This is a genomic window from Streptomyces sp. NPDC059649 (assembly GCF_042734445.1).
Taxonomy (GTDB): Bacteria; Actinomycetota; Actinomycetes; order Streptomycetales; family Streptomycetaceae; genus Streptomyces.
The window spans coordinates 172,891-188,799 of the sequence record NZ_JBHWDV010000007.1 but is presented as its reverse complement, the minus strand read 5'-3'; the positions used below and the strand labels follow the sequence as shown (position 1 = coordinate 188,799).

Genomic DNA, 15,909 nt, shown 5'->3' with positions numbered 1-15,909 from the left:
GCCCACGGACACCCTCTTCGGCCGCTGGATGCACGCCACCGGGTGGGCCGGTCCGCTGGTCACGCTCGGTTTCGCCGGTACCTGGGCGCTTCCGCTGCTCACCTCCGTCGTCGCCGGTGACGTGTTCGCCGCCGAGGACCGGCTCGGCACCTGGCGCCATCTGCTCGTGGCGGTCCGGTCGCCCAGGCGGATCTTCGCCGCGAAGGCGTTCGCCAGCCTCACCGTCCTCCTGCTGCTCGTGGCCGGACTGGCCTGTTCCAGCGCGGCCGGTGGGGTCGTGGCGGTCGGCAACCAGCCGCTGGTCGGCCTCGACGGCCACCTGCTGACGCCGGCGGACGCCGCCGGCAAGGTCCTGCTCGCCTGGCTCTGCGTCCTCGCGCCGACCCTCGCCCTCGCCGGGATCGGGCTGCTCGGGTCCGTCGCGCTGGGGCGCTCCCCGATGGGACTGCTGCTGCCCGTGCTCGTCGCCCTCGCGATGCAGCTCGCCCAGATGATGCCACTGCCCGTCGCCGTACGCCTCGCCCTGCCCAGCTACGCCTTCATCGCCTGGAACGGTCTGTTCACGGGCCCGGTCCAGCTCGCCACGCTCCTGATCGGCATCGGCGTCAGCCTGGCGTGGGCCGTGCTGGCGACAGCGCTGGCCTATCTGCTGTTCCTGCGGCGCGACTTCACGAACCTGAGCTACGACGGCTCGGGGCGCCGCACGGTCACGGTCGGAGTGCTGCCGCTGATCGGGCTGGTCGCCGTGACGGTGGCGGTCCTCACCACATCGAGCACGGCCACGGCGACCGGCTCCGGGATCGGGCAGGAGAAGGTGCAAAGCTCGGTCGCCACGGCATTCGCCCATCTGTACCGCATGCAGACCGAGCAGCTCCACCGGCCCGCCGTCACCGAGGACCGGCTGAGGGCCACGGCGACGTGCAACAAGGGCAGCCTCCAGGTCGCCGCGCAGGGGCCGGGCAACGACTGGCGCTGCGTCGTCTCCTGGCATCTCCCCGGCGTCCAGGCCACGGGGCAGGCCATCTACCAGCTCGACGTGACCCCGGACGGTCGGTTCATGGCCGACGGCGACGGGCCGAAGGAAGTCAACGGCTACTTCCTGGTGCGGACTCCGGAGGGGGACACACCGAACCCGCTGTGGCAGTTCGACGGCAATGTCGAACTTCTCTCCACCTCGAAGGGATGACTCCATGCAGGTCATACGCCGCCGTCGGCAGGACGAGAACGACCGTTCCGGCCTTCTCGACAGACGCCTCAGCCGCTTCAGCCGCCGCAGTGCCCTGGCAACGGCCACCGCGGTCGTTCTCGCCGCCACCGCCGGCCTCGCTTATGCCCAGACGCACCAGTTCGGCACCGACCAGGTCGGCCAGCAGACGGCTGACGGCCAGGTCGTCTCCGACGACCAGTACATCGCCCCGTACGGCGACCCGCTCGTCATCGACAACGGCAAGATCATGTCGTCCTCGGTCAGCCCGGACGGCACCCACGTCGCGGCCTCGCTGACCGACGGCGGAGCGGCGCTGGCCATCATCGACCGCGAGAGCTGGAAGGTGCAGCAGCTCGTCAGCGCCTCCGCCTCGTCGAACCCGCGTATCAGCAGCAACTCCGTGGGCCAGGAAGGCCCCACGTACTCGCCCGACGGCAAGCAGCTGTGGCTGGGCCAGACCGACGGCTACACCAAGTTCACCGTGAACCCGGACGGCAGCGTCAGCGCCCCCACGTTCATCAGGATCCCGGCGGACGGCGCCAAGCGCGCGCTGGTGGGGGAGCCGGTGTTCTCGTCCGACAGCTCCACCGTGTACGCCGCGGTCAACGGCCAGAACAGGGTGGTCGCCCTCGATGCGGCGACCGGGGCCGTCAAGCACAGCTGGGACGTGGGCAACGCCCCGCGTGACATGGTCAAGGTCGGCGACAAGCTCTACGTAAGCAACGAGGGCGGCCGTCCGGCCAGGCCCGGCGACACCACGATCAACTCCTACAACACCCAGGTGCCTGCCAACCCGAAGACCGGTGCCACCACCACCGGCACGCTCAGCGTCATCGACCTGGCGAAACCGGATGCCGCCGTCGGCAGCATCGACGTCGGTCTGCACCCGACCGCCCTGTACGCCAAGGGCGGGGCGCTGTTCGTCACCAACACCGCCACCAACGACGTGTCGGTCATCAACACCACCACCGACAAGGTCGTGCAGACCATCGCCACCCGTCCGTGGCCCGAGGCGTCGGTGGGGTACGAGCCCAACGCGGTGACGCTCACCGACGACGGTCATCTGCTGGTGACGCTCGGCCGCGCCAACGCGGTCGCCGTGTACAAGTACAAGAGCCCGCAGGAGCCGGTCAGTTACGTCGGCCTGCTCCCCACGGACTACTTCCCCTCGGAGATCGCCACCGTCGGCAACCAGGTGCTGGTCTCCAACACCCGTGGTATCGACGCCCGTCGCCCCAACCCCAGCGGGGCGCACGGTACCCACGACACCACCTCCAGCCTGCAGCGGTTCACCCTGCCCGACGACAGCGCCATCAGGTCCCAGACGGCCAAGGTCTTCAAGCAGAACGGCTGGCTGGGCCACTCCGTCGCGAAGGCCGACGGCAACAGCAACGCGAAGCCGACAGCGGTCCCGCAGCGGCTCGGCGACCCCTCGCCGATCAAACACGTCTTCCTGATCGTCAAGGAGAACCGGACCTACGACCAGGTCTTCGGCGACCTCCCGCAGGGCAACGGCGATCCGAAGCTGACACAGTTCGGCGAGAACGTCACGCCGAACCAGCATGCGATGGCCAAGCAGTTCGGGGTGTACGACAACACCTACGACATCGGCACGAACTCTGCCGAGGGCCACAACTGGCTGATGCAGAGCGACAATCCGGAGTACACCGAGTCCTCGGCCGGTGAGTACCAGCGCAGCTACGACACCGAGAACGACGCTCTCGGCCACCAGCGGTCCGGTTTCCTGTGGACCGGGGCGCAGGCGGCGGGCAAGTCCGTCAAGGACTTCGGTGAGTTCCAGTCGCTGGAGAGCAAGCCGTCCGGAGCGTCCTGGCAGAACCTGTACTGCGACGCCAAGACCATGGACGCCACCGGGCAGTCCACGGCCTACCCCATCCAGACCGGGTCGGCGATCCCCTCGCTCAACGACGTGTCGGTGCCCGGCTTCCCGATGTTCGACCTCGACGTCCCGGACGTCTACAAGTACCAGATCTGGAAGCAGGACTTCGAGAAGAACGGGCCGGCGAACCTGAACATGTTCTGGTTCTCCAACGACCACACCGGTGGTCCCGCGAGCCCGTCCGCCCAGGTCGCGGACAACGACCTCGCGGTCGGCAGGATGGTCGACAAGATCTCGCACAGCAAGTACTGGAAGAACTCGGCCATCTTCGTCGTCGAGGACGACTCCCAGGCCGGCCTCGACCACGTCGACGGGCACCGGGCGCCGATCCAGATCATCAGCCCCTGGGCACAGCACGGCAAGACCGACAGCCACTACTACACCCAGATCACGATGATCCGGACCATCGAGCAGATCCTCGGGATCCACCCGATGAACCAGAAGGACAGCGCGGCCAGCCCCATGAGCGGCGCCTTCACCCGCCTCCCGGACACCACCCCGTTCACGGCGCAACCCAACCGCGTCCCCCTCACCGACGGTCTGAAGACCCCGCCGCCCTGCGGCACGGACACCCCGGCACCGCAGAATCCCAAGGCAGCGGCCGTCGCGCCCGCGAAGGTACCCGCGGACAAGCAGGACCTGGCGGCGACCTGGGACAAGTGGAAGTCCAAGCAGCGGCTGACCGGCCCCCACGCCATCCCCGACTACGCCAACCCCGCCCAGATGAACCACCTCACCTGGTACGAGACGCACAACTGGAACAAGCCGTACCCGGGCGAGAACAAGATCTTCGCGCCCCAGGACGTGCCGGGGGCGTACCTTCCTTCCTCGGAGAACGACGGCTGATGCCTGCTACTGACGGCTGAGAGACGACCGGATTCACCGCGGCCCGGACCACACCGATCCGGGCCGCGATCAGCACAGAGCACAGCCGGTCCGGCCGTCGGGCCGCCTCCTTCCGGCGGCCAGCCCTCGGCCGGCCGGCGCACGAACAGCGCAGCACCCCGAGCCGGAGCCCGGCCCGGATACCGAGCGCGGCCCGCAACGCTCCCGGCGGCGGCCTGCTCGATGATCACAAGGGGTCAGTGGTGCCCCGCCGCATGAGCGCGCGAAGCAGCCGTCACTCACCGGGCCTGGCACCCCTCCGTGGAAAACCGGTATCGGTCACGGCCGGGCATCCCTACTGTTCCGGCTCATGGACGACACCACCGCCCCGCCGCGGCTGACCCGATTGACGTTCCACGGCCCGCTGTCCGAGGACCGGGCCGCCAGGATGATCCGCCGACTGTCCACTCAAGCCACCCCGACTGCTCCGACGTCCGTACTGGACATCGGCTGTGGTTGGGGCGAGTTCATGCTCCGCCTCCTTGAGGTGACGCCCGGCGCGACCGGCGTCGGAATCGATCTGAACGAGGACGACCTTGCCCGCGGGCGCGCCAACGCCGAGGCCCGCGGGCTGGCCGAGCGCGTCCGCTTCGTCCAGGGGTCCGCCATCGACACCGCGCAAGGCCCCGCCGACCTCGTTCTCTGCCTCGGTGCCAGCCACGCCCTGAGCGATGCCCAGCCCCCCGAGCACACCACAGCCGCCCTGCACGCCCTCCGCCGCCTGGTCACCCCGGGCGGCCGGGTCGTTCTCGGCGAGGGATTCTGGCAACGCCAGCCCACTCCAAGGGAGTTGTCGGCCATGTGGCCGGACGCCTCCCCCGCCGAGTTCCACGACCTCGCCGGCCTCGTCGACCTCGCCGTCGCCGCGGACTTCCGGCCCGCCTGGATCGAGACCGCGAACAACGACGAATGGGAGGACTTCGAGTCCGCCTACCAGTCCGACGTCGAGGAATGGCTCGCCACGCACCCCCACCACCCCTTGGCGAAGGAGACCCTCGAACGCGTCGAACGTCACCGCAGCAGGTGGCTACGGGGATATCGCGGCGTCATGGGCCTGGCATACCTGACCCTGGTGCCTGCCCTGTGAGCTCAGGGAGATAACGCCGGAGGCCGTCGGCGAAGGCCGGCGTCCGACCCACCGGCCTTCGGGGGTCACTTCCTGCGGCGCAGTCGGTCCACCGTTCCGCTGACCAGGGGGTGGCCGGGGTCGATGGCGGCGACGATGCGGTGGCCGATCGTGGTCAGCTGGCGCACCTGGGCCCGGGTGAGGGCTCCAAAGACGTAGCTGCGTACGGCCTCCACGTGTCCGGGGGCGGTGGCGACCACCTTGTCGTAACCCTCGTCGTTGAGGGTGGCCACGGTGTAGCGGCCGTCGGTGGGGTCGGGGCTGCGGTGCACCCAGCCGCGCTTCTCCAGTCGCCCGACGACCTGGGACAGGCGGGGCAGCGAGCCCTCGACGAAGGCGGCCAGCTCGCTCATCCGCAACGTGCGGTCGGGGACCATGGACAGCCCGGCCATCACCTGGTACTCGAAGTGGCTCAGGCCGGCGTCGCGCCGCAGCTGGGCGTCCAGCGCCGCCGGCAGCCGCATCAGCACGCTGCTGAGCGCGATCCATGCCTGATCTTCTTCGTCGTCCAGCCAGCGGGGTTCCTGCGGGGTCTCCATACCGCGAGTATAACTTCACGACTTAAGTGATCAATGCCCCCCATGACTTGCATCTTGAAGTGCAGACAGCCTAGTCTTCAGTTAACGGTTTAATTCATGGAAGGGTTTTGATCATCATGAACGTGGTGTTGTGGGTCCTCGCGGGTGTGCTTGCGGTGGCGTTCCTGACGGCCGGGGCGATGAAGCTGTCCCAGCCGAAGGAGAAGCTGGCCGCCTCGGGTATGGGCTGGACCGAGGACGTGAGCGCCCAGGCGGTGAAGCTGGTCGGAGGCCTGGAGGTGCTGGCCGCGATCGGGCTGATCCTGCCCGCCGCGCTCGGCATCGCACCGGTACTGGCCCCCGTGGCCGCGCTGGGCCTCGCGGTGCTGATGGCCGGCGCCGCCGTCGTGCACGCCCGCCGCAACGAGGCGCAGATGATCATCGTGAACGTGGCCCTGCTCGCACTCGCCGCAGTCCTGGCCTGGGGCCGCCTCGGCCCCTACCCCTTCGGGAACTCCTGACCAGCTCGCGCACGGCAGGCGGGCGAGGCGCAGCGGAGAGCGAGCGCTCGCTGCCCCTGACTGGCTCGGCTTGGGCCGCCGAATGAGCTCCGCCATCCGCTCCCCGCTGGCTCCGCCCATGAACCACCGGACAGCCACGCGGTGTGGTGGATCTAGGACGGCACTGGTACTGCTGACCGGATCCCGGAGCGGATCGGGCGGGTCGTCTCTGTGGACGCGGGACCGTTGCCCGGCGGCATGGCGGTGAGCGACTTCAACAAGCCGCAGACACAGGAGGAGTGGCGCAAGCAGGTTGCGGAGCAGGGGGACGGATGGCGGCTCCCGGTGCCGCCGTTCGACCCGGAGGCGGAGCCCGACAGCCTGGCCGGTCTGACCGGCGAACACCTCGCACGCATAAGCGAGTTGGCTACGCCGCAGCCCTTCGCCCACCGGGCACTGGCCGATGTTCTCGCGGGCGACGGAACTGGCAGCCCTGTTGGCCGAGATCGCGCGCTGACCAGCGTTCCACCTGCCGGTGACGCGCACGTCCGATCCGCCGTGGACAGCCAGGCAAAAAGACAAAGGCAAGGAGATCCCTCTCCTTGCCACTCTCAACTTATAGCGCACAGGGGGGCTTGCGGCAAGACCCGGGTCACCCCGCAGAATCGTCGGCCGATGCCACAACCAGCGGAAACGGGAGCACGACGTGCGTGTGTTGTTGTCGACGAAGTGGAAGTCGCCGGTGATTCGATCGGCCGGTGCGGTGCACCACCGGAGCACGGCTGCCGCGGAGGTAGCGCAGTGATCGAGCAGTACGTATGGGACCTTCAAGAGGTTGACGAGACGCAGGTCGCAGTCGTTGGCGGCAAGGGCGCGCAGTTGGGCGGGCTGTCGGCAATCGAAGGCGTCCGCGTACCGGGTGGCTTCTGCGTGACGACGGACGCCTTTCGGCGGATCATGGCGGCTGCGCCGTCGATCGACGAGCTGCTCGATCAGTTGTCGCGCACGAACCCGGACGACCGGGAGGCGATCCGCACGCTCAGCGCGCGGATTCGCCGGACCATCGAAGGGATCGCCATCCCGGGCGATCTCGCGGCGGCGATCACCCGCGCGCTCGCCCGGTTCGGCGAGGAAGCCGCCTACGCCGTCCGGTCCAGCGCGACGGCAGAGGACCTGCCGACGGCCTCCTTCGCCGGCCAGCAGGACACGTACCTGAACGTCGTGGGACCGACGGCGGTCCTCCAGCACATCAGCCGGTGCTGGGCCTCGCTGTTCACCGAGCGGGCCGTGACCTACCGTCAGCGGAACGGCATCGACCACCGTACGGTCCACATGGCCGTGGTCGTGCAGCGGATGGTCTTCCCGCATGCGGCCGGCATCCTGTTCACCGCCGACCCCGTCACGGGCAACCGGAAGGTCGCCACCGTGGACGCCGGCTTCGGCCTCGGCGAGGCCCTGGTCTCCGGCCTGGTGAACCCGGACGTCTTCAAGGTGCGACAGGGCGAAGTCATCGCCAGGACGATCGCCGCCAAACAGCGTGCCGTGCACGCCCTGCCGGCCGGCGGTACGCAGGAAGTGGCGATCGACGCACAGCGGCAGGGGCAGCCGGCGCTGACGGATGCGCAGGTCGTGCGGCTCGTCCAGCTCGGGCGACGGATCGAAGCGCACTTCGGCCGCCCGCAGGACATCGAATGGTGCCTGGTCGACGACGACTTCCGGATCGTTCAGAGCCGGCCGATCACGACGCTGTTCCCCATCCCCGAGGCCGACGACCAGGAGAATCACGTCTATGTCTCCGTCGGCCATCAGCAGATGATGACCGATCCCATGAAGCCCCTGGGGCTCTCCGTGTGGCAGCTGACGGCCATGGCGCCGATGCTGACGGCCGGTGGGAGGCTGTTCGTCGACGTCACCCGGCGCCTGGCCTCGCCCGCGAGCCGCGCCGGTCTCCTGGACCTGGTGGGGAGAGGCGATCCGCTGGTCAGGGACGCGCTGGAGACCGTCCTCGACCACGACGACTTCGTCCCGTCGCTCCCCGACGCGGGTCCCGCCGGACCGCCGGTCGGCGGCGCGTCCGCCCCGATCGAGACCGATCCGGCCATCGTCACCGAGCTGATCGAGCGCAGCCAGGCGTCCATCGCCGCCCTGGAGCGCGACATCCGGACGAAGACCGGACCGGCACTGTTCGACTTCCTGCTCAAGGCCTTCGAGGAGCACAAGCGGGTCCTCAGTGATCCGCTGAGCATGCAGGTGATCATGGCCGGGATGGAGGCCACTTGGTGGCTCAACGACAAGCTGCAGGAGTGGCTGGACGAGAAGAACGCGGCTGACACGCTCACGCTGTCCGCCCCCGACAACGTCACGTCGGAGATGGGACTGGCGCTGCTCGACGTCGCGGACGTGATCCGCCCGCATCCGGAGGTGGTGGCGTTCCTTCAGGACGTGGGCGTCGAGGACGACGGCTTCCTGGAGGAGCTGGCGAAGCTCGCGGGCGGGACCGAAGCGCGCGACGCCATCGAGGCCTACCTCGACCGGTACGGCATGCGCTGCGTCGGCGAGATCGACATCACGCGGCCGCGTTGGCGCGAGCGCCCCGCCACGCTCGTACCCGTGATCCTCGACAACGTCAGGAACTTCGAACCGGGCGCCGCCGAGCGGCACTTCGAGGAAGGGCGGCAGAAGGCGCGGAAGAAGGAACAGGACGTGCTGTCACGCTTGCGGGTCCTGCCGGACGGGGACCGGAAAGCCGACGAGGCCAAGCGGATGATCGACCGGGTCAGGACCTTCATCGGGTACCGGGAGTACCCGAAGTACGGCATCGTCAGCCGCTACTTCGTCTACAAGCAGGCCCTGCTGGCGGAGGCCGAGCGCCTCGTGCGGACAGGCGTGCTTCCTGAGAAGGAGGACATCTTCTACCTCACGTTCCAGGAATTCCACGACGTCGTGCGCTCGCACCAGGTGGACGACCAGCTCATCCAGCGGCGCAAGGACGCGTTCCGGTCGTACCACGCGCTCACACCGCCCCGGGTCCTCACCTCGGACGGCGAGGCCGTCACCGGGGCGTACCGGCGCGACGACGTGCCGGCCGGCGCCCTGATCGGCCTACCGGTCTCCGCCGGGACCGTCGAGGGAAGGGCCCGCGTCATCCTGGACATGGCGGAGGCCGATCTCGAAGCGGGTGACATCCTGGTCACGGCCTTCACGGACCCCAGCTGGTCACCGCTGTTCGTCGGAATCGCGGGCCTGGTGACGGAGGTGGGCGGCCTGATGACCCACGGGGCAGTGATCGCCCGGGAGTACGGCCTGCCGGCCGTCGTGGGCGTGGACCAGGCCACCCGGCTGATCCGGGACGGGCAGCGGATCCGCCTGCACGGAACCGACGGGTACATCGAGATCCTGCCCTGAGCGACCACACCGGGAACACGTCGTCGCCTCGCAGCGCGGTGAGGTCAAGCACCAGCTTGCCTGTGGTCGCCGCTGCCCCGATCCGGCGGTGAACTTCGCGCCCGCCTACCGCAGTTCGCGCTGACTACTCCACCGCATACAGCAGCTTGTACTCAGCACCATCCGCCCTGAAGTGCAGACTGCGTTCACCGGGCGTATCCGTGATCCACTGCTTGCCGAGCTTGTCATCCCTGTCCGGGCCTTCGTCCTCCCAGAGGGAGACAGCGATCCTTCCGGTGAAGTCGCAGTCGTACTTGACGGTGTACATCCGGTCTCCCCGCACCGTTCCGTTCCACACGGTGCCGCGGTTCTGGACAATCAGCCTCGGCTCATCGAAGCCGCTCCAGCCCTCAGTCGTGACGCACTTGAGCTTCTCCAAATACAGCTTGGCCATACCGTCCCCTGAGCAGGATCCTTCTCGACACTTCACACTCTAAGGAGCCGCAATAAACGATCACTAAACGATGGGACGCGGAATTCGCCGCTGATGCGACGCCTTGCAAGACGAAACGGGCAGGACTGCTCGTCAAGTCGGCTCGGCACGGGCCAGGCCGGTCCGGTAGGCGAGGACGACGAGTTGGGCCCGGTCGCGGACACCGAGTTTCGTCATGGCTCGATTGACATGGGTTTTGGCGGTGACGGGGGTGACGAAGAGCCGCTGGGCGATCTCGTCGTTGGACAGGCCGGCCGCGACCAGGGTGACCACCTCGTGCTCCCGCGGCGTGAGGGTGGCCAGTTGTGGTGGGGCGTGCCGTCCTGGTGGGGCGGGCTGGGCCAGGAAGCGGGCGATCAGGGCCTTGGTCGCCGCCGGGGACAGCAGGGAGTCTCCGGCGGCGACCACCCGTATCGCGTGGAGGAGTTCGTCGGGGTTGATGCCCTTGCCGAGGAAGCCGCTGGCACCGGCGCGGAGCGCCTCGGCGACGTATTCGTCGTTCTCGAACGTGGTTAGGATGAGGATCTTCACGCCGGCGAGGTCCTCGTCCGCGCTGATGAGTTGGGTTGCGGCGAGGCCGTCGAGGTCGGGCATGCGGATGTCCATCAGGACGAGGTCGACGTGGTGGCTGCGGGCCAGTGCGACGGCCTCGCGTCCCGTTGCGGCTTCGGCGACGACTTCCATGTCGGGGGTGGAGTCGATGAGCATGCGGAACGTACCGCGTAGGAGTGCCTGGTCATCGGCGAGCAGGACACGGATCGTCATGGGGTCGGGTTCTTCCGGTAGGCGCGCAGCGGGAGTTCGGTATGGATGCGGAAGCCGCCCGTGGGGCGCGGTCCGGCGGTGAGGATGCCGCCGGCGGCCTTGGCCCGCTCGCGCATCCCGATCATGCCGTGGCCCGTGCCGGACCCCAGGCCGGGAGCGTCATCGATGCCGTTCTCCGGGGGGCAGGGGCCGTCGTCCTCGACGGTGATCCGCAGGGAGTCGGGACGGGGGTCCAGATGGATGCGTACCGGAACGGGGCCGGCGTGCTTGCGGGCGTTGGTCAGCGCTTCTTGGATGATCCGGTAGGCGGCGAGGTCGGTGATGGGCGGCAGCGGCAACCCGGTGTGTCGGTCGGCCGGTTCGAGGGTGATGTCGAGACCGCAGTGGCGGAAGGAGTCCAGCAGGCTGCCGAGGCCGGCGAGGCCGGGCGCGGGTTCGCGCGGTGCGCTCTGGTCGTCGCCGTGGCGGAGGAGTCCTACGGTGGTGCGCAGCTCGTCCAGTGCCGTCCGACTGGTGTCGCGGATGCGTTCAAGTGCCTGGTAGGCGTGGTCGGGGTCGGTGCGCATCAGGTGGTGGGCGACGCCTGCCTGGGCGTTGACCAGGGTGATGTGGTGGGCGACGACGTCGTGGAGTTCCCGGGCGATACGCAGGCGCTCTTCGGTGACGCGTCGGCGGGCTTCCTCCTCCCGGGTGTGTTCGGCCCGTTCGGCCCGTTCCAGGGCTCCGGCGAGGAGCCGGCGGCGGCTGCGGGCGGCATCGCCGCTGGCCACCGCCAGGAACATCCCGGCGATGACGGCCAGATGCTGCCAGAGGCTTTCCAGTCCCGGTTCGCGGCTCAACGACGCGGTTAGGAGCACCGCGGTCAGCCAGGCGGCGACGCGCAGGGCGAAGCGCCGGTCGGACCGCAGGGCCACGGCATGGACGGCGACCGCGGCAGGGATGGGCGAGGCCCCGGGGAAGGAGAGCAGGACGATCTGGGCGATGTTGACGGCCAGAGTCGCGGCGACCGCCTGGACCGGCCGGCCGGTGCGGGCGACCAGCGGCACGCAGGCGAGCGCGAGGCCGCCGACGGACCACGCGATCGGGCTCTGGTGCCGGTAGGCGGTGACTGCCGCCACCGGCGCGGACAGGGCGAAGCAGCTGAGTGCGACTGCCAGGTCGGCCAACTGCGGCCAGGCCCGCAGCCACCCTATGAGCCGGTCGATCATGTGCACTCCTTCAGCGTACGCAGGCCCGTACGGATCCGGGATCTGCGCACCGAGCGGCTCCGCACCCGTATCGCGCCAGGGTGCGGAGCCTGCGCACTCGCGTGGTCATGCCGGCGGCGGTTGCGGCTGGAGGACGGTGGCCACGTTCCGGAGGACGAGGGATTCGGCAGCAGTCAGGCCGGCGGCCGTCGCGCCCACCACGACGATGCGGTCCATGGTGGGGGCACTACTTCTCCACCTCGATGGCGAGAGCGGGGCAGCGGGCGGCGGCATCCTCGACCTCGGCCAACAGCTCCTGCGAAGGGGCGGGGTTGAGCAGGGCGACGATGCCGTCGTCCTCACGCTGGTCGAAGACCTCGCCGGCAGCCAGCACACACTGGCCGGCGCCCACACACTTGTCCTCGTCAATGGTGATCTTCATGGGAATGCTTCCTCTGTGATGTGGGGCGAAGATGCGGCTCGGCTACCAGGTCACCGGCAGTTCGTGGACCCCGTAGACGATCATGTTGTCGCGCATCGGCACCTGCTCCACCGGCACACCGAGTCGCAGCGTGGGGAACCGGTCGATCAGGGCGGTCAGAGCGGCCTTCATCTCCACCCGGGCCAGCTGCTGCCCCAGGCACTGGTGGATGCCGTGGCCGAACGCCACGTGCGGGCTGTAGGGCCGGTGCACGTCCAACTGCTCGGGATCGCCGGTGAAGTGATCGGTGTCGCGGTTCCCCGACGGCAGGCAGGCCACCACGAGGGAGCCTGCCGGGATCCGTTGCCCGCCCAACTCCACGTCCTCAAGGGCGGTGCGGCGCACGCCGTACTGGATGACGCTGAGGTAGCGCAGCAGTTCCTCCACGGCGCCGTCCATCAGGGACGGATCGGCGCGCAACGCCTCCCATTGACCGGGGTTCTGCAGCAGGCACATGGTGGCCAGTGCGATCATGTTGGCCGTCGTCTCGTGCCCGGCCAGCAGCAACAACACCCCGACACCGGCCAGTTCCTCGTCGGTCAGTTCACCCGACGTCACCAGTCCGCTGAGGATGTCATCGCCGGGCTCGGACCGCTTGGCGACCGCGAGTCGGCCGATGAATTCCCTCAAAGCCTGCTGGGCCTGCTGGAGTTCCTCGGGAGTCGCGTCGATCCGGATGAGCGTGGCGGAGTTGCGTTGGAACTCCTCACGGTCGGCGTAGGGCACTCCGAGCAGTTCACAGATCACCAGCGAGGGGATAGGCAGCGCGAAGGCTTGCACGAGGTCGACCGGTCGGCCCTCGGTGGCGGCCAGCGCGTCCAGGTGCTCGGCGACGATCTTCTCCACGGTGGGGGTCAGCTGCCGCATCCGACGCACGGTGAACTGGCCGGTGAGCAGCCGACGGAACCGGGTGTGCTCCGGCGCGTCCATCATGATGAACATCCCCGGCGCGGGCTCCGGCACCGGAGCATCGCCCGCGGGAACGCCACCGGTCCGCAGCGCACGGCGGCGGGCGCTGAACCGCGGATCAGCCAGCACCGCCCTCACCTCCTCGTACCCGGTGACCAGCCAACCCGGCACACCGTCGGGCAGGGTCACTTCCGCAACGGGGTGCTGCTCCCGCAGCGTGCGGTACGCCGGCGGGGGATCGAACGGACAGGTCCGCGCCATCGGCTGCGTCCTGGGGACAGGTTGTGTTTCCGTCATGACCGGGAGGTCCTTTCCACACAGGGAGAACGGTGAGACATCTCGATGTCTGAGGGGCCGGGGGCCTCGCAGCGGTGCGTTCCGACCCGACGCCGGTAGACGCGCCAGCCCAGTAGTGCGCCGAGTGCGAGCACGACCGGGCCGAACAGGTCGACCGAACCAAGGGCGACGACCTGGCCGGAGAGGAACAGGGGAAGCTGGACCGCCAACATCGCCAGATGCCCGGCGAACACCACGAGGTTGCCCTGGACGAAGGCGCGACGCCGGACCGCACACCGCCGCCACTTGGTCCGCTCCCCCGTGATCAGCCCGACCACCAAGGCCATCGGCGGCCATCCGAGCAGCAACAGCACCGGCGTCACCACCGCCATCACGCAGTGCACCACCAGGCCGGGAAGGAAGAAATCCGTGGCCTGACCACTGCGGGCGGCCAGCACTCCCCCCACGCAGATCAGGCCGAGAGCCGCCAGAGCGCGCCGCACCGATTCCCCGCGCACCAACCGGTAGACGCAGACCCCCAGGCCGGCCGCGATGGCCAGCCCAAGGGCGACGACGACCCGGTGCGTCACGGCGAAGCCCATGGTGAAACCGAAGACAGGCGCGACATCGATCACCGTCGCGCGCAACCGACGACGGATCACGTGCCCAGTGACGTCCTCATGGTCTGCGCCAGGATCCACGGCTGCTCCAACCCCTCAGCAGGCGGCTCTCGTTCGGCCGCTTGGGACTCACTACCGTGCCGTGCCACGGCACACCTGTCGTCTCCCGTCCGCAGACTCTTGACCTGCTGCGAACGCAGTAGACGGCCGACCGGACCTGCTACGAACGCAGACACCGGCCGGATCGACCGGTGCGCGGTACGACCGGTGCGTCGTTTCGGCCGAACGGGTGGCAGGTGGTGCGCCCACCGTCGTCGGGCGTGCTCTGGCGGGAAGGGCGATGGGGCGAGCCACTCACCCGCACCGAACGGCAGGTAAGCCATCGTGAGAGCCTTTGTCCTCCGGAAGGTCGGCGAGGTCGGCGTCATCGACAAGCCGATCCCCGAACCCGGACCCAATGACGTGGTCGTGCGCACCACGGCGGCCTTGGTGTGCACGACCGATGTGCACATCATGAGGGGCGTGATTCCGGTCGCTCCGGATGTGGCGCTGGGCCATGAGGCGGTCGGTGTCGTGCATGCGCTCGGCTCGGCCGTCGAGGGACTGGCCGAGGGCCAGCGCGTCGCGGCCGCCGGGATCACGCCCTGCTTCCAGTGCGATTCCTGCCAGCGCGGGTTCTCCTCACAGTGCCATGGGCAGATGTTGGGAGGCGCCCAGTTCACCAACCGGCGGGACGGGACCCTCGCTCAGTACTTTCTGGTCAACAACGCCCAGGCCAACCTTGCTCCGATCCCCGACCGGCTCTCCGATCACCAGGCGCTGTACGCCACCGACATGCTCTCCACCGGGTTCGTCGCCGCCGAGCACGCGGAACTGGAACTGGGCGAGACGGTCGCCATCTTCGCCCAGGGCGCGGTGGGGCTGTCGGCGACGATCGGCTGCCGGCTGCGCGGCGCGGGCCTGATCATCGCCGTCGAGTCGGTGCCCGCGCGTCAGCGACTCGCCCGCCGCTTCGGCGCCGATGTGATCGTCGACCACACGCGGTGCGATCCGGTCGAGCGCATTCTGGAGCTGACGGACGGCCAGGGAGTCGACGCGGCCATCGAGGCGCTCGGAAGCCCGGAGACCTGGGAGGCGACCTTCCGGGTCACGAAGCCGGGCGGGCGCATTTCCAACGTCGGGTACCACGGCGAGGCACCCGAGCCGCTACGGATTCCCCTGGAACCGTTCGGCTACGGCATGTCCGACAAGCAGGTCTACGGCGGGTTCAACCGTGGCGGCCGGGGCTGGCTTCGGCGGATCTTCCGGTTGATGGAGACCGGCAAGGTCGATCCCACGCCGATGACCACGCACGAGTTCCGCTTCGACGAGATCGAGCGGGCATTCCGGATGATGGCCTCGAAGGAGGGAGGAATCATCAAGCCCCTGATCCACTTCGACCCGGCGGGCGGGTAAGCGGTACCGGTACCGGTACCTCCGTCGGCGGTGGAGGCGCCGCCGGCGACGACCAGACGACGGGGAGGTCGCCCAGAGTCAGCTCCCACTGGAGTGCCTGGGCGCACTGCTCCACCTGCCCACAGGCGGCCGCGAACTGGGCCACCATCTGGTCGAAGGCGGGCTGCTTCATTCCGACGGCGCCAGGCTGATCGCGAGGGCCG

General features: G+C 69.0%; 13 protein-coding genes. 6 read left to right on the top strand and 7 right to left on the bottom strand.

Annotated elements, in window-relative coordinates; genetic code table 11:
* From ACFV1J_RS12370 to ACFV1J_RS12360, 3 genes are all read left to right on the top strand, one after another.
* The coding region (locus ACFV1J_RS12370) for an ABC transporter permease (RefSeq protein ID WP_385857270.1) at positions 1 to 1,186 on the top strand (1,186 nt) is incomplete at its 5' end.
* A gap of 4 nt (positions 1,187 to 1,190) precedes the next feature.
* Positions 1,191 to 3,953, top strand: a complete 2,763-nt coding sequence (locus ACFV1J_RS12365) for an alkaline phosphatase family protein (protein WP_385857269.1) — start codon at positions 1,191 to 1,193, stop codon at positions 3,951 to 3,953.
* Positions 3,954 to 4,302: 349 nt separating this feature from the next.
* Entirely contained in the window at positions 4,303 to 5,079 is a 777-nt protein-coding gene (locus ACFV1J_RS12360) for an SAM-dependent methyltransferase (protein ID WP_385857268.1), read from the top strand.
* 65 nt (positions 5,080 to 5,144) lie between these two features.
* Here ACFV1J_RS12360 and ACFV1J_RS12355 read toward each other — a convergent pair whose 3' ends face one another.
* Complete coding sequence (locus ACFV1J_RS12355) at positions 5,145 to 5,657, bottom strand: MarR family winged helix-turn-helix transcriptional regulator (protein ID WP_385857267.1); 513 nt, start codon at positions 5,655 to 5,657, stop codon at positions 5,145 to 5,147.
* Positions 5,658 to 5,773: 116 nt separating this feature from the next.
* Between ACFV1J_RS12355 and ACFV1J_RS12350 the strand changes: the two genes are divergently transcribed.
* On the top strand, positions 5,774 to 6,157 hold the full coding sequence (locus tag ACFV1J_RS12350; RefSeq protein WP_385857266.1) for a DoxX family protein: 384 nt from the start codon (positions 5,774 to 5,776) through the stop codon (positions 6,155 to 6,157).
* 780 nt (positions 6,158 to 6,937) lie between these two features.
* Complete coding sequence (rph, locus tag ACFV1J_RS12345) at positions 6,938 to 9,541, top strand: rifamycin-inactivating phosphotransferase (protein ID WP_385857278.1); 2,604 nt, start codon at positions 6,938 to 6,940, stop codon at positions 9,539 to 9,541.
* Positions 9,542 to 9,665: 124 nt separating this feature from the next.
* On the opposite strand, the gene ACFV1J_RS12340 is transcribed toward rph, so the two are convergent.
* The 6 genes from ACFV1J_RS12340 to ACFV1J_RS12315 all read right to left on the bottom strand — a co-directional run bounded on the left by ACFV1J_RS12340 (position 9,666) and on the right by ACFV1J_RS12315 (position 14,293).
* A complete protein-coding gene (locus tag ACFV1J_RS12340) occupies positions 9,666 to 9,974 on the bottom strand; it encodes a hypothetical protein (protein WP_385857265.1) in 309 nt (102 codons plus the stop codon).
* 132 nt (positions 9,975 to 10,106) lie between these two features.
* A complete protein-coding gene (locus tag ACFV1J_RS12335; RefSeq protein WP_385857264.1) occupies positions 10,107 to 10,778 on the bottom strand; it encodes a response regulator in 672 nt (223 codons plus the stop codon).
* Entirely contained in the window at positions 10,775 to 11,986 is a 1,212-nt protein-coding gene (locus tag ACFV1J_RS12330) for a sensor histidine kinase (protein ID WP_385857263.1), read from the bottom strand. The genes ACFV1J_RS12335 and ACFV1J_RS12330 overlap by 4 nt, the downstream gene beginning before the upstream one ends.
* Positions 11,987 to 12,212: 226 nt before the next feature.
* Positions 12,213 to 12,407 carry a ferredoxin gene (locus tag ACFV1J_RS12325; RefSeq protein ID WP_385857262.1) on the bottom strand — a complete coding sequence of 65 codons (195 nt, stop codon included), beginning with the start codon at positions 12,405 to 12,407 and terminating at the stop codon, positions 12,213 to 12,215.
* Positions 12,408 to 12,449: 42 nt separating this feature from the next.
* A complete protein-coding gene (locus ACFV1J_RS12320; protein ID WP_385857261.1) occupies positions 12,450 to 13,652 on the bottom strand; it encodes a cytochrome P450 in 1,203 nt (400 codons plus the stop codon).
* On the bottom strand, positions 13,649 to 14,293 hold the full coding sequence (locus ACFV1J_RS12315) for a DUF3159 domain-containing protein (protein ID WP_385857260.1): 645 nt from the start codon (positions 14,291 to 14,293) through the stop codon (positions 13,649 to 13,651). The genes ACFV1J_RS12320 and ACFV1J_RS12315 overlap by 4 nt, the downstream gene beginning before the upstream one ends.
* A 342-nt stretch (positions 14,294 to 14,635) precedes the next feature.
* Between ACFV1J_RS12315 and ACFV1J_RS12310 the strand changes: the two genes are divergently transcribed.
* A complete protein-coding gene (locus ACFV1J_RS12310) occupies positions 14,636 to 15,706 on the top strand; it encodes a zinc-binding dehydrogenase (RefSeq protein ID WP_385857259.1) in 1,071 nt (356 codons plus the stop codon).
* The last annotated feature ends 203 nt before the right edge of the window (positions 15,707 to 15,909 follow it).

Excerpts from the sequence above, each read along its gene's own strand:
- ACFV1J_RS12365 (WP_385857269.1), top strand. The coding sequence starts at position 1,191 with ATGCAGGTCATACGCCGCCGTCGGCAGGACGAGAACGACCGTTCCGGC.
- ACFV1J_RS12360 (WP_385857268.1), top strand. The coding sequence starts at position 4,303 with ATGGACGACACCACCGCCCCGCCGCGGCTGACCCGATTGACGTTCCAC.
- ACFV1J_RS12355 (WP_385857267.1), bottom strand. The coding sequence starts at position 5,657 with ATGGAGACCCCGCAGGAACCCCGCTGGCTGGACGACGAAGAAGATCAG.
- ACFV1J_RS12350 (WP_385857266.1), top strand. The coding sequence starts at position 5,774 with ATGAACGTGGTGTTGTGGGTCCTCGCGGGTGTGCTTGCGGTGGCGTTC.
- ACFV1J_RS12340 (WP_385857265.1), bottom strand. The coding sequence starts at position 9,974 with ATGGCCAAGCTGTATTTGGAGAAGCTCAAGTGCGTCACGACTGAGGGC.
- ACFV1J_RS12335 (WP_385857264.1), bottom strand. The coding sequence starts at position 10,778 with ATGACGATCCGTGTCCTGCTCGCCGATGACCAGGCACTCCTACGCGGT.
- ACFV1J_RS12330 (WP_385857263.1), bottom strand. The coding sequence starts at position 11,986 with ATGATCGACCGGCTCATAGGGTGGCTGCGGGCCTGGCCGCAGTTGGCC.
- ACFV1J_RS12325 (WP_385857262.1), bottom strand. The coding sequence starts at position 12,407 with ATGAAGATCACCATTGACGAGGACAAGTGTGTGGGCGCCGGCCAGTGT.
- ACFV1J_RS12320 (WP_385857261.1), bottom strand. The coding sequence starts at position 13,652 with ATGACGGAAACACAACCTGTCCCCAGGACGCAGCCGATGGCGCGGACC.